The sequence below is a fragment of the Microbacterium sp. cf332 genome, assembly GCF_900102175.1.
In the GTDB taxonomy this organism is placed as follows: domain Bacteria; phylum Actinomycetota; class Actinomycetes; order Actinomycetales; family Microbacteriaceae; genus Microbacterium.
In genome coordinates, this window is the sequence record NZ_FNKN01000001.1 from 690,704 (window position 1) to 703,677 (window position 12,974).

Below are 12,974 nucleotides of genomic sequence, written 5' to 3' on the forward strand. Positions count from 1 at the left end.
AGGGCGAGGGGCGGGAGGGGCGCCGGGCTCAGGCCCGGCCGCGCTTGTCGTCGTCGCCCGGGGGACGCGAGGCGAGGAAGCGCTCGAGCTCGGCCGCGAGCTCGTCCGCGCTCGGAAGATCACCCGTATGGATGATGGGCTGCCCGAGGGCCGATCCCGCCATGTACGAGTCGTAGCGCTCCTCGAGCGTGTGCAGCATCGTCGTCAGCTCCTCGCTGCCCGACACCTGGTCCTGGACCTTCTCGAGGTAGTCGCGGTTCTCGTTGCGGAGCGTGTCGCTGTCGAAGACCAGACCCGTCGCGACGCTCAGGCTGTCGAGACCGGCGATCGCCGCGGCGGGGTACTCGGTGTCGCCCAGGTAGTGCGGCACGAGCAGCGCGAATCCGGCGACACGGGCATCCGCCTCGGCGAGACGGAGCTCGAGCAGGTGCCCGGCCGTCGCGGGGATCTGCGTGCGGGGCTGCCAGACCGAGTGCGCCGCGGTCAGCTCCGAGCGCGTCCCGCTGACGGTCGCGCCGATCGGACGGGTGTGCGGTACCGGCATCGGGATGGCGTGCACCCACGTGATCGAGGCGACCTGCATGCCCTCGGCGAGACCCACGACCGTCTCGGCGAACGCCTCCCACGCGAAGTCGGGCTCGTACCCCGCCAGCAGGACGAACGGCTGCCCGAGCGAATCGTGCGCGAGCGACAGCTCGAGCCGGGGAGCGCGATAGTCGGTCAGATGGTCTTCGTCGAAGGTGACGACAGGCCGACGTGCGCGGTAGTCGAAGAGGACGTCGTTGTCGAACGCGACGACCGCGGTGGGGTCCAGCTCGCCGCGGAAGTACTCCACGATGCGGGTCACGGCACCGCCCGCGTCGGTGAACCCGGTCAGCGCGATGACGAGCGGCAGCCCGGCCGGGACGGGCGGCGACCCGGCGGCACGTGCGTAGAGCGGTCCGGACAGTGGCATGTCACAACTCTACGAGCCCCTCCCCCTCGCGGACGCGGCTCGCCCCTCGCTGACAGCGAACGCCGACGGCGGGCGAACCTAGGATGGGAGGATGCCGTTCCCCGAGATCGCGCACAGCAGCGCGCCCGTCACCGAATCCGACGCCGACGCCCTGGTCCTCGCCCTGCCGCCGCTCGACGAGCAGTCCGCACCCGCCGACTGGCCGGGTCTTCGCGAGATGCTGGCGGCCGTCGGCTTCACCGGCGCGCGGGGATCCGTGCACCGCCTCTTCCTGCCCGCCGTCGCTGCCGCACCCGTCATCGTCGTCGGCACAGGCGACGCCCCCGACGACCACGCACTGCGGGATGCCGCCGGCGCCGCCGTGCGCGTCACGACCGGGTTCTCTTCGCTCGCCGTCGCCGCCCCTCTCGCCCCCGAGTCATGGCGGGCGCTCGCGGAGGGCGCCGTCATCGGCGGATATCGCTTCGCGGGATACAAGGGCGGGACCCCCAAGACACGGGCGGAGCGGATCACCGTGCACACCTCCGCGGCACCGTCCGCAGACGAGGTGGCGGGGGTGGCGGCAGTGGGACGCTCGCTCGCGCTGGTCAAGGATCTCGTGAGCACCCCGGCCGAATGGCTGTCGCCCGCCGACCTCGCGGAACGCGCCGTGGAGGCCGTCGCCGGGCTCCCCATCGAGATCGAGGTGCTCGACGAGGCCGAACTGGAGCGCCAGGGCTTCGGCGGCGTCCTCGGGGTCGGGCAGGGCTCGGACCGCCCGCCGCGCGTGGTCCGGGTGGACTACTCCCCCGCCGGTGCGGATCGCCACGTCGCGCTGGTCGGCAAGGGCATCACCTTCGACACCGGTGGCCTCTCGCTCAAGCCCGCGGCCAGCATGGTCGGCATGAAATACGACATGGCCGGTGCCGCGACAGTGCTCGCCGTGGTCCAGGCGGCCGCCGCGCTTGCGCTTCCGACGCGCGTCTCGGCCTGGCTCTGCGTCGCCGACAACATGCCGTCGGGGCGCGCGACGCGGCCGGGCGACGTCCTGCGGATGCTCGACGGCACGACGGTGGAGGTGCTCAACACCGATGCCGAGGGCCGTCTCGTCCTGGCGGACGGCATCGTCGCCGCGAGCCGGACGCAGCCCGACGCCATCATCGACGTCGCCACGCTCACCGGTGCCGTCATCGTCGCTCTCGGGCACCGTCACACCGGCGTCATGGGCGATGACGACGCGGTGTCGGAGTATCTCGCCGCGGCCGGTCGCGCCGGGGAGGCGGCCTGGCAGCTCCCGCTGCCTGCGCACATGGCCGACGAGCTCGATTCGCCCATCGCGGACATGCAGAACGCCAAGATCGGCGACCCCTCGGGCGGCTCCCTCTTCGCGGGCCTCTTCCTCCAGCGCTTCGTCGGTCGTTCCGGCGACGGCGACGATGCGCCGCGCATCCCGTGGATACACCTGGACATCGCCGGCTCCGGCACGACCAAGACGCCGTTCGGCGGCACCGACAAGGGCCCCACGGCAGCCACGGTGCGCTCCCTCGTCGAGTACCTGCGGGGTTCGCAGCGATGACCGACCACGACGTCGACCTGGTCGTCCTCGGTGGCGGCAGCGGCGGCTACGCGGCTGCGTTGCGCGCGGCGGAACTCGGATCCTCGGTCGTGCTGATCGAGAAGGACAAGGTGGGCGGGACCTGTCTGCATCGCGGCTGCATCCCCACCAAGGCACTGCTGCACTCCGCCGAGGTCGCCGACAGCGTGCGCGCGTCCCAGCACGTGGGCGTGCGCGCCGCGTTCGAGGGCATCGAGGTCGCAGCGGTGCACGCCTACCGCGAGGGGATCGTCGCCAAGAAGCACAAGGGTCTCGAGGGGCTCCTCGCCGCCCGCCGGATCACCGTCGTGAGCGGAGCCGGCCGGCTCCTCGACGACGGTCGGGTCGCCGTCGGCGACGACCGCTACCGCGGGACGAACGTGATCCTCGCGACGGGGTCCTACAGTCGCTCGCTCCCCGGTCTCGAGCTCGACGACCGCGTCATCACGAGCGAGCAGGCGCTCGCGCTGCCCGTGGTGCCCCGACACGCCGTGATCCTCGGCGGAGGCGTCATCGGCGTCGAGTTCGCCAGCATCTGGCGATCGTTCGGCGCCGAGGTGACGGTGATCGAGGCACTCGACCGCCTGCTCCCGACCGAGGACACCGCGATGAGCAAGGCCATCGGACGCGCGTTCCGCAAGCGTGGCATCACCGCGCGGACCGGTGTGCGCTTCGCGGGAGCCGAGAGCCACGCCGACGGCGTGCGCGTGTCGCTGGAGGACGGGAGCGTCCTCGACGCGGACGTGCTGCTCGTCGCCGTCGGTCGCGGGCCCGCGACCGCAGATCTCGGGTTCGAGGCCGCGGGCGTCGAGCTCGACCGCGGATTCGTCCGCGTCGACGAGCGGCTGCGCACGACCCGCGACCACGTCTGGGCCGTCGGCGACATCGTGCCCGGGCTGCAGCTCGCACACCGCAGCTTCCAACAGGGGATCTTCGTGGCGGAGGAGATCGCCGGCCTGCGGCCCACGGTCGTCCCCGACAGCCTCGTACCCCGGGTGACCTACAGCAGCCCGGAGGTCGCCTCCGTCGGGTTGACCGAGGACCAGGCGCGAGCCGCCCACGGCGATGCGATCGTCGTGCGGGAGTACAACCTCGCCGGCAACGGCAAGAGCGAGATCCTCGGGACCGCCGGCCTCGTGAAGGTCGTGCGCCGTCTCGACGGCCCGATCATCGGGGTCCATCTGGTGGGCGATCGTGTCGGCGAGCTCATCACCGAAGGACAGCTCGCGGTCGGCTGGGAGGCCCACCCCGAGGACATCGCACCACTCATCCACGCCCATCCGACGCAGAGCGAAGCTCTCGGAGAAGCATTCCTGGCGCTGGCGGGCAAACCGCTGCATGCGCTCTGACCGGTCGACCGATGCAGATCAGTAAGCTAGACGGACATCGGCATTTCTTGAAGGAGACAGATTCATGAGCACTTCCGTGGTCCTCCCCGCGCTCGGAGAGAGCGTCACCGAGGGTACGGTGACCCGCTGGCTCAAGAAGGTCGGTGACACCATCCAGGAAGACGAAGGTCTTCTCGAGATCTCGACCGACAAGGTGGACACGGAGATCCCGTCGCCCGTGAGCGGCGTCATCGAAGAGATCCTCGTCCAGGAGGACGAGACCGTCGAGGTCGGCGCCGTCCTGGCGAAGATCGGCGATGGATCGGGCGCGCCCTCCAGCGACGCCCCGTCCGAGCAGGCTCCGGCCGAGGAGGCCGCCGCGCCCGCGCAGGAGGCCCCGGCCGCCGAGGCCCCCGCCGCCCCCGCACCCCAGCAGTCGGCGCCCGCCGCATCCGGCGACGCGAAGGACGTCGTGCTCCCCGAGCTCGGCGAGAGCGTCACCGAGGGCACGGTCACCCGCTGGCTCAAGCAGATCGGCGACGATGTCGCGGTCGACGAGCCCCTCCTCGAGATCTCGACCGACAAGGTCGACACCGAGATCCCCGCGCCCTTCGCCGGCACGCTCGTCGAGATCCTGGTGCAGGAGGACGAGACCGTCGAGGTCGGGTCCGCGCTCGCCCGCATCGGCTCGGGCGCTCCTGCCGCTGCCGAGGCCCCCGCGGCGCCGGCTCCCGCAGCCGAGGCTCCCGCGCCCCCGGCTCCCGCAGCCGAGGAGCCCGCACCGGCTCCCGAGGCTCCGGCAGCGGCTCCCGCCCCCGCGCAGCAGTCGGCTCCCGCCCCGGCGCAGCAGTCGGCTCCCGCCGGCGACTCCACCGCCTCCTCCGACAACGACGGTGTGACCTACGTCACCCCGCTCGTGCGTCGTCTCGCGCAGCAGCAGGGCGTCGACCTCGCGTCGGTCACCGGCACGGGCGTCGGCGGTCGCATCCGCAAGGAGGACGTCCTGAAGGCCGCCGAGGCCGCTTCGGCGCAGCCGACCGCCGCGGCCCCCGCCGAGGCCCCTGCGGCACCCGCCGCGGTCGAGGTCTCGGAGCTCCGCGGTACGCGCGCCCCTATGTCGCGTCTGCGCAAGGTTCTCGCCAAGCGCGCCGTCGAGTCGATGCAGCAGACCGCTCAGCTGACGACCGTGGTCGAGGTGGACGTCACCAAGCTGTCGTCGTTCCGCGACAAGGTCAAGGTCGAGTTCAACGAGAAGACGGGCGCGAAGCTGTCGTTCCTGCCCTTCTTCGCGCTGGCCGCCGCCGAGGCACTGCAGACCTTCCCGATCGTCAACTCGACGGTCGACGGCGAGGAGATCGTCTACCCCGCGAGCGAGAACATCTCGATCGCGGTCGACACGGAGCGCGGTCTGCTCACGCCGGTCCTGCGCGACGCGGGCTCGAAGAACCTGGCTCAGATCGCGCAGGACATCGCCGACCTGGCCGCTCGGACGCGCGACAACAAGCTGAAGCCCGACGAGCTCGCCGGCGGCACGTTCACGATCACCAACACGGGTTCGCGCGGCGCGCTGTTCGACACCCCGGTCGTGTTCCTCCCGCAGTCCGCCATCCTCGGCACCGGCATCGTCTACAAGCGCCCCGGCGTCGTGACCGTGGACGGCAAGGAGGCGATCTCGGTGCGCTCGTACGTGTACCTCGCCCTCTCGTACGACCACCGCACGATCGACGGCGCGGATGCCGCACGCTTCCTGAGCGCCATGAAGGCCCGCCTCGAAGGCGCCCAGTTCGAGGGGCAGCTCGGCTACTGACCGACTGAGGCCTCCGCCTCATCACGGCTGGTCCGCGACGTCGTACACGTCGCGGACCAGCCGTTCGTCGTCGTGGGCGACGATCACGACGATCTGGTCCGCGTATCGACCGGCGGAGTCCGAGACGCGCACCACACGGACGCCGCCGAGGTCGTCGACGAGCGTGACCTCGCGCGACGCCGCGACGGTCGCCGCCCCCTTCGGGAGCGGGGCATCGGGACGCTCCAGCACGGCGGCCCGGCACGCCCCCTCCGTGCTCGAGAGGCAGCTCGCGAGTTCGTCGAGGAGGTGCCGGTCGGCCCGCGACCCATCACTCTCGTCGGCGTCCGACATCATCTCGGGATCGTCGTGCGAGACGGTGTCTCCGACTTCGACGGGAGTCTCGGCGCGCTCACCGCGGTCGAGCTCGTCACCTCCCCCGGCGTCGTCGGCTCGCGGCGTGCCGGCGATGACACGGCCGCCCGTGGCGCTCGGGGACGGGGCCGGCGCACCGTCCGGCCAGAGGAGGCCCAGACCGAGCGTGACCGCCAGCGCGGACCCCGCCACGACGATCAGGCGCCGCCGGGGATGCGACGAGGAGCGATCGACCGAGCTCCGCGTGGCCGGCGCGGGCGCCCGGTCGGGCGCCCGGCGTTCGCGTCGGCGGACCACGTGCGCGGCGACGGCTGCGAACGCGCGCGATGCCATGGGCCGCGTCCGGGCGAGACCAGCTGTCACCCGAGCGAGGATGTCCGCATCGACGAGCCCGTGCACCGCGGTGCGCGCGGCGTCCGCCACGGCCCCGCGGGCGGCGTCATCCTCTCCGGCTGGCTGGACCGCCGTGCGAGTCCCCCGACCCGTCGGCGTCGGAGACGCGCTGTCGAGCGGGGCCGGCGTCGCGACTGCGAACAGCTCGTCCTCGAGCGTCGGAACCGCGAACGGGAGCGTTGCCGTGTCGTCGACCGCGGCGACGGCCAGCGCGCGCAGATCGGGTGCGATCGCCGTGTCGGGGATGCGTTCGAGGAGTCGGATGGTCGATCGGCCCCACGACCGATCACCCACGGGTACGAGAACGGGTCGGCCGGCCGTGGTCAGCCACCACTCGCCCTCGCCCCATTGCGCATCCGCAGCCTCGACGCAGCCGCGCAGCGCGCTCACGGCGAGCGTGACCGCCTGGCCGGGCGAGAGGTCCAATGCCGCCTCCCCGCCGCACAGTCTCGCGGTCAGTCGCGGGAGCGCCACGATGGTCCTGCCGTCGACGCGGTCGAGGTCGGTGGCCGCGAGCAGATGACCGTCGGGATCCGCTCGCCACACCCCGGGCGGCAGATCGTCGGCGACGACCCGGTAGGAACGAGCCGACGGCCCCGGGACGAGCTCGCCCGCGAACGGCGCTTCGGGCGGTCCGACGGTCCGGAGCGCGGCGGGCGTCGAGGGGGTGCCGGTGCGGTGCATCCTCCCAGTGTCGCGAGCGTCGTCGAGCCGCATCCGTGAGTGAACGCGCGGGTGTGCACACCGGGCGTCGCGACGTCGCTGTGCAGGCGGAGCGGTGCGGCCGAAAAGGTAGGCTGTGAGCATGTCGTCCCGCAGCACCGCACCCGAGAAGCGCCCCGGATTCTTCTCCCAGCTCCGCTCCCTCTTCACCTTCACGAAGGAGTACTACAGCTGGCTCCCCTGGCTGCTCATCGCGATCGTCGTCGTCGGCGTCGGTCTCGGCGTGCTCGTGGGCTTCCTCATTCCGCCCGGCGCGATCTGGAGCATCATCCTGTGGGGTGTCACGGGTCTGCTCTTCGGCGTCCTGGGCGCCATGATCACGATGACCCGGCTCGCGACGCGCGCGATGTACAAGCGCATCGACGGGATGCCCGGCGCGACAGGCCACATCATCTCGACCAACCTCGGCCGCCGGTGGCAGGCGTCCGAGATGCCGGTCGGTGTCAACCCGAAGACCCAGGAGGCGGTCTACCGCGCCGTCGGCCGCGGTGGCGTCGTCATCATCGGCGAGGGCGCCCGCGGGCGTCTCACCCGACTCATCAACGACGAACGGGGCAAGGTCAAGCGCGTCGCGTCCGGCGTCCCCGTCCACGTGCTCTACGTGGGCCACGGCGACGACGAGGTCCCGATCGCCAAGCTCGCCCCCACGATCAAGGCGCTGCCGAAGGCTATCGACCGCACGACGATGGCCGCCGTCATCAAGCGCATCGAGTCCGTCTCGCAGTCGGTGACATCGTTGCCGATCCCGAAGGGCGTCGACCCGATGAAGGCCCGGGCGCAGCGCCCGCGCTGATCCCCCGCTCTCCGTCAGGCGCGGACGAGGATCGTTCCCGCAGCCTTGTCGTGCAGTCCTCGCTGGTCGGGGTCGAACACGACCGCCGGCAGCACCAGCACGAGCAGCAGCGTGCGGACGATCGGACGCCACAGACCGGTCCAGCCGCCGTGCACCAGCTCGAGGCGCAGTCCGACGATGCGGTGGCCGGGACTGCCGGCGATCACCGGGATGAAGACGACCTGCAATGCCGCGAACACCGTGATGGGCGCGAACTGCGACAGGCCGGCCTCGCCCGGGAGGGCGAACTGGTCGAAACCGAAGAACGCGGTGGCGATCAGGGTGGCGGCTGCGTAGTCGATCGCCAGCGCCGCGATTCGGCGCCCGAGACGGCCGACGCTTCCCGGACCCCGTTCGGGCCTTCCCAACCGCTCGCCGGGGTAGGTGTTCTCACGCAGGGATTCGGGCACCTCCCCAGCCTAAGCGGGGGCCGCTCCGTAACATCCCGGAAACATCCGAGATACTGCCGAGCAACTGGATGCCGATAGGTTCGAAGAGGCCCGGACCATCTCGGGCTGTTCCTCACCCGATCTTGGAGACTCCATGTTCAAAGATTCTTCCGAGGTGCTCAAGTTCATCCAGGACGAGGACGTCAAGTTCCTCGACATCCGTTTCACGGATCTCCCCGGTGTGCAGCAGCACTTCAACATCCCGGCCTCGACCGTCGACGAGGAGTTCTTCACGGTCGGTCAGCTCTTCGACGGCTCGTCGATTCGCGGCTTCGCGAACATCCACGAGTCCGACATGCAGCTGATCCCGGACGTCTCGACGGCATATCTCGACCCGTTCCGCGAGGCGAAGACGCTGGTCATGATCTTCGACATCTACAACCCGCGCAACGGCGAGATCTACGCGAAGGACCCCCGCCAGGTCGCGAAGAAGGCTGAGAAGTACCTCGCCTCGACCGGAATCGCCGACACCGCGTTCTTCGCGCCCGAGGCGGAGTTCTACATCTTCGACGACGTCCGCTACGAGGTGAAGCAGAACTCGAGCTTCTACTCGGTCGACTCCGAAGAAGGCGCGTGGAACACCGGCCGCGTCGAAGAGGGCGGGAACCTCGCGAACAAGACCCCGTACAAGGGTGGCTACTTCCCCGTCTCGCCTGTCGACAAGACGGCGGACCTGCGCGACGACATCTCGCTCAAGCTCATCGAGTCGGGCCTCGTGCTCGAGCGCGCCCACCACGAGGTCGGCACCGGTGGACAGCAGGAGATCAACTACCGCTTCGACACCATGGTGCACTCGGCGGACGACATCCTGAAGTTCAAGTACATCGTCAAGAACACGGCGGAGCTGTGGGGCAAGGTCGCGACCTTCATGCCCAAGCCCCTCTTCGGCGACAATGGCTCGGGCATGCACACCCACCAGTCGCTGTGGCTGAACGGCGAGCCCCTCTTCTACGACGAGAAGGGCTACGGCGGTCTGTCCGACATCGCGCGCTGGTACATCGGCGGTCTGCTCAAGCACGCTGCCGCCGTGCTCGCGTTCACGAACCCCACGCTGAACTCGTACAAGCGTCTGGTCAAGGGCTACGAGGCCCCGGTGAACCTCGTCTACTCGGCCGGCAACCGCTCGGCGGCCATCCGCATCCCGATCACGGGCACCAACCCGAAGGCCAAGCGCATCGAGTTCCGCGCTCCCGACGCGTCGGGCAACCCGTACCTCGCGTTCGCCGCGCAGATGATGGCGGGCCTCGATGGCATCAAGAACCGCATCGAGCCGCACGAGCCGGTCGACAAGGACCTGTACGAGCTGCCGCCCGAGGAGGCCCGGAACATCCCGCAGGTTCCGAACTCGCTGCTCGACTCGCTCGAGGCACTGCGCAATGACCACGAGTTCCTGCTGGCCGGCGGCGTGTTCACGCCCGAGCTGATCGAGACCTGGATCGAGTACAAGATCGAGAACGAGATCCAGCCGATCAACGCCCGTCCTCACCCCTACGAGTACGAGCTGTACTTCGGCGTCTGACTTCTGGACCACGACGAGCCCCGTCGCTCCCCTCTCGCGAGGGGGTCGGCGGGGCTCCGTCGTGCGGGGTTCCGCCCGTCTGCCGCGCTCGGGGGCTTGCGAGCGCAGCAGCCCGCGGGGATGCTGATGGCGTGGATCTCCGCGACATCCCCGGGCCGTTCTACCACGGCACCAAGGCCGCGCTGCGCGTGGGCGAGCTCGTGAGACCGGGCTGCCCCTCGAATTACCGCCCGGAGATCACCATGAACCACGTCTACTTCACGGCGGTGAAGGATGGTGCCGGGCTCGCGGCCGAGATCGCGCCCGTCGATGGTGAGCCGCACGTCTACGTCGTCGAGCCGCTGGGGACCTTCGAGGACGATCCCAACGTCACGGACAAGAAGTTCCCCGGCAATCCGACACGCTCCTACCGCAGCTCGGCTCCCCTGCGCATTGTCGGAGAGGTCTCGGACTGGACGCGCCTCTCCGCCGAGGCGCGCGAGACGTGGCGGGCGCGGCTGACGCGGATGTCGGCGGAGCGGGCAGGGATCATCAACTGACGAGCGTCACTCCGCGAGGCGCACGACCTCGGCGATGACTCGCGGATGCGCGAGGATGCGGAAGTGGCCGCCGGTCTCGAGCCGGACGTTCCGGGCACCGGCGAGTTCGCTGCCACCCGGGATGTGCGGGTCGAACGTGCCGTAGACCGAGACGATCCGCTCGTTCGGCGCGAGCTCCCGCGACAGGGCCCGGATGCCGGGGTCGTTCGGCGAGAATGCCCGCAACGCGGGTGTCAGCATGAGCCGTCCGTAGAACGATCCGGCGAACGGACTCGCGACCGCCACCATGCCGCGGATGCGCCCACCGGCCTCCGTGTCCGCCATGACCTGTTTGCCGACCAGCCCGCCCTTGCTGTGCGCGGCGACGACGACGTCGGACAGGCCGTGCTCCCGCAGGTAGGCGGTGACGTGACGCGCCGCACGAGGCACGGGCCAGCGGTTGCGGCCGAGGGCGGCGATCACGTGCACCGGATGCCCCCGGCCGTGCAGCTCGGTGATCAGCGGCTGAAGGAACCGCCAGGTCTCGTAGATGCCGGGCAGCACCACGATGGGCACGCCGTCACCCGTGACGAAGTCCTCGGGGTCGGTACGGGAGACGAAGGCACGGACCTGCCAGATCACCGCGTAGGTGTAGTCGGCGACCCACCATGCGGCCTCCCGGAGCAGGCGCCGGATCACGACTCCCGCTCCCGCCCCGGTGCCCTCCCGGCGGGGTCGCCGACCGGGGCCGAGAAGGAGAGGATGCCGCATGCCACGGCCCCCGGGTCGGTGCGCGCCGCGTGGTGCGGCGCCCCCGGCACCACCAGCGGCGCCCGGCGCGACGTCCGTGCCGCGAGGCGGTCGACCCGGGCCTGCTCGGCCACCAGATCTCGGGATCCCCAGATGATGAGCGATGCCGCTCCGAGGCGGGCCACGCGTTCTTCGATCGGATACGCGAGCATGTGTCGCACCTGCGCCAAGAACCACGGGACGCCGGTGCGAAGGTAGTCGGCGATGACGCGCGCGTTGGTCCGGGGCGGCTCGCGCAGGCCGTCCCGTGCCAGCGCGAGGGCCTGCGCGATGAGGCTGCGCCGATGATCGTCCACGACGGGTCCGATCAGCGCGACAGCGTGCACCGAGGACGGATGCCGCAACGCGCACTCGACGGCCCACTGGGCTCCCATCGAGTGCCCGACGAGCACTACGGGCCGCTCGGACAGCTGCCTGAGGAGGACGGCGACGGAATCCGCCATCTGCCGCACCGTGAGGTCCCGCCGCGGCGACGGCAGCCCTGCGAACCCCGGAAGGTCGAGGCTGTGGACCCGCGCCGATGCGGCGAGCACCGGCTGCAGACGACGGAAGGAGCGGTGCGACATCCCCACGCCGTGCAGCAGGACGACGGTGGCGTCGGCATCGTCCGGGCCGGATGACCACACCCGGAACGACAGGTCGCCGACGGACGTCCGAACCGGTCGGGGTTCGGCCCGGGGAAGCCCGTGCGGCGTCGTGAGCGTCACGGCCTCAGGCTATGACCCCGCTGCGGCGGAGATAGGCGACTTGACTTCGCGTCGACCGTCGTGACGGCATCCCCGGCGCGACCCCGTGACGCGGGATCAGTGCGCTCCGGCCTCGTCGGCGTGCTGCGGATCGCCGTTCCGCAGACGCCGGATCACCGTCAGGACGCCGACGATGACGAGCCCCGCAAGCAGTCCCGCCACCGCGGAGACGGCGGTCTCCCCGATCCACGCGACGACTCCCCCAGCGGGCTCGAGCGCATGCTCGATGCCGTGCAGCAGGTCGAGGGTGAAGGCCACGCCGACCTCCCCGAGGTTCGCGAGCACGAGGTGACCGCCGACCCACAGCATCGCGACCGTGCCGACGACACTGATGACGCGGAACACCGCAGGCATCGACCGGACGATGCGGGTGCCGGTGTGGCGAACCCGCGAGGACGGGCTCTTCGCCATCCGCAGCCCGATGTCGTCGATCTTGACGAGCAGGGCGACGGCGCCGTAGACGACGCCCGTCATCAGCAGCGCGATGACCGCGAGCACGGCGAGCGTCTGCCAGATGCCCATACCGTCGTCGAGGTTCGACAGGGAGATGAGCATGATCTCGGCCGACAGGATGAGATCCGTGCGCACGGCCCCCAGCACGAGCTTCTTCTCGTCGCGCGGCCCGTCGTCACCGGCTCCGTGGTGCACGCCGAACCACTCGAGCACCTTCTCCGCGCCCTCGTAGCAGAGGAACAACCCGCCGAGGATCAGGAGGAAGGGCAGGACGACGGGCGCGAACGCGGTCAGCAGCAGGGCGACCGGGATGATGATCAGGAACTTGTTGGCGATCGAGCCCAGCGCGATCTTCGCCACGACGGGCAGCTCGCGCGCGGGAGTGATGCCCTGAACGTACTGCGGGGTGACCGCCGCGTCGTCGATGACGACGCCCGCGGACTTCGCGGATGCGCGCAGCGCCGCGCTCAGGATGTCGTCGACGACAGCCAGCAGACCAACCGACATGTTTCCC

At 70.6% G+C, this 12,974-nt stretch carries 12 protein-coding genes; 6 read left to right on the top strand and 6 right to left on the bottom strand.

The genetic code is table 11. The annotated features are described in order from the left end of the window. Positions 1–28: 28 nt before the first annotated feature. Positions 29–955: a proteasome assembly chaperone family protein gene (locus tag BLT21_RS03255; protein WP_091499172.1), complete on the bottom strand. Its 927-nt coding sequence runs from the start codon at positions 953–955 to the stop codon at positions 29–31. 91 nt (positions 956–1,046) lie between these two features. On the opposite strand from BLT21_RS03255, the gene BLT21_RS03260 reads away from it, so the two are divergent. The 3 genes from BLT21_RS03260 to sucB all read left to right on the top strand — a co-directional run bounded on the left by BLT21_RS03260 (position 1,047) and on the right by sucB (position 5,663). Continuing rightward, complete coding sequence (locus BLT21_RS03260) at positions 1,047–2,510, top strand: leucyl aminopeptidase (protein ID WP_091499175.1); 1,464 nt, start codon at positions 1,047–1,049, stop codon at positions 2,508–2,510. Next, positions 2,507–3,877, top strand: a complete 1,371-nt coding sequence (lpdA, locus tag BLT21_RS03265) for a dihydrolipoyl dehydrogenase (RefSeq protein ID WP_091499178.1) — start codon at positions 2,507–2,509, stop codon at positions 3,875–3,877. Before BLT21_RS03260 ends, lpdA begins: the two co-directional genes overlap by 4 nt. Positions 3,878–3,941: 64 nt before the next feature. Then, positions 3,942–5,663, top strand: a complete 1,722-nt coding sequence (gene sucB / locus BLT21_RS03270) for a 2-oxoglutarate dehydrogenase, E2 component, dihydrolipoamide succinyltransferase (protein WP_091499181.1) — start codon at positions 3,942–3,944, stop codon at positions 5,661–5,663. Between the two features lie 21 nt (positions 5,664–5,684). Here the strand turns inward: sucB and BLT21_RS03275 are convergent, their stop codons facing one another. Further along, entirely contained in the window at positions 5,685–7,094 is a 1,410-nt protein-coding gene (locus BLT21_RS03275; RefSeq protein WP_091499184.1) for a hypothetical protein, read from the bottom strand. A 121-nt stretch (positions 7,095–7,215) separates the two neighbouring features. On the opposite strand from BLT21_RS03275, the gene BLT21_RS03280 reads away from it, so the two are divergent. Beyond that, complete coding sequence (locus BLT21_RS03280; protein ID WP_091500665.1) at positions 7,216–7,926, top strand: DUF4191 domain-containing protein; 711 nt, start codon at positions 7,216–7,218, stop codon at positions 7,924–7,926. Positions 7,927–7,940: 14 nt separating this feature from the next. Here the strand turns inward: BLT21_RS03280 and BLT21_RS03285 are convergent, their stop codons facing one another. Beyond that, the gene (locus BLT21_RS03285) at positions 7,941–8,375 is read right to left on the bottom strand and encodes an RDD family protein (protein WP_256335896.1); all 435 of its coding nucleotides are present in this window, start codon (positions 8,373–8,375) and stop codon (positions 7,941–7,943) included. A 133-nt stretch (positions 8,376–8,508) separates the two neighbouring features. Here BLT21_RS03285 and glnA point away from each other — a divergent pair, with 133 nt between their 5' ends. Beyond that, on the top strand, positions 8,509–9,933 hold the full coding sequence (glnA, locus tag BLT21_RS03290; RefSeq protein WP_091499187.1) for a type I glutamate--ammonia ligase: 1,425 nt from the start codon (positions 8,509–8,511) through the stop codon (positions 9,931–9,933). Positions 9,934–10,064: 131 nt separating this feature from the next. Beyond that, positions 10,065–10,472 (top strand): NAD(+)--rifampin ADP-ribosyltransferase, encoded by a 408-nt coding sequence (arr, locus tag BLT21_RS03295; RefSeq protein ID WP_091499190.1) that lies wholly within the window; start codon positions 10,065–10,067, stop codon positions 10,470–10,472. 6 nt (positions 10,473–10,478) lie between these two features. Here the strand turns inward: arr and BLT21_RS03300 are convergent, their stop codons facing one another. From BLT21_RS03300 to BLT21_RS03310, 3 genes are all read right to left on the bottom strand, one after another. Continuing rightward, the gene (locus tag BLT21_RS03300) at positions 10,479–11,147 is read right to left on the bottom strand and encodes an esterase/lipase family protein (protein WP_091500667.1); all 669 of its coding nucleotides are present in this window, start codon (positions 11,145–11,147) and stop codon (positions 10,479–10,481) included. Continuing rightward, the gene (locus BLT21_RS03305; protein ID WP_091499193.1) at positions 11,147–11,968 is read right to left on the bottom strand and encodes an alpha/beta fold hydrolase; all 822 of its coding nucleotides are present in this window, start codon (positions 11,966–11,968) and stop codon (positions 11,147–11,149) included. The genes BLT21_RS03300 and BLT21_RS03305 overlap by 1 nt, the downstream gene beginning before the upstream one ends. Before the next feature lie 96 nt (positions 11,969–12,064). Then, the gene (locus tag BLT21_RS03310) at positions 12,065–12,967 is read right to left on the bottom strand and encodes a DUF808 domain-containing protein (protein WP_091499196.1); all 903 of its coding nucleotides are present in this window, start codon (positions 12,965–12,967) and stop codon (positions 12,065–12,067) included. Positions 12,968–12,974 lie beyond the last annotated feature (7 nt).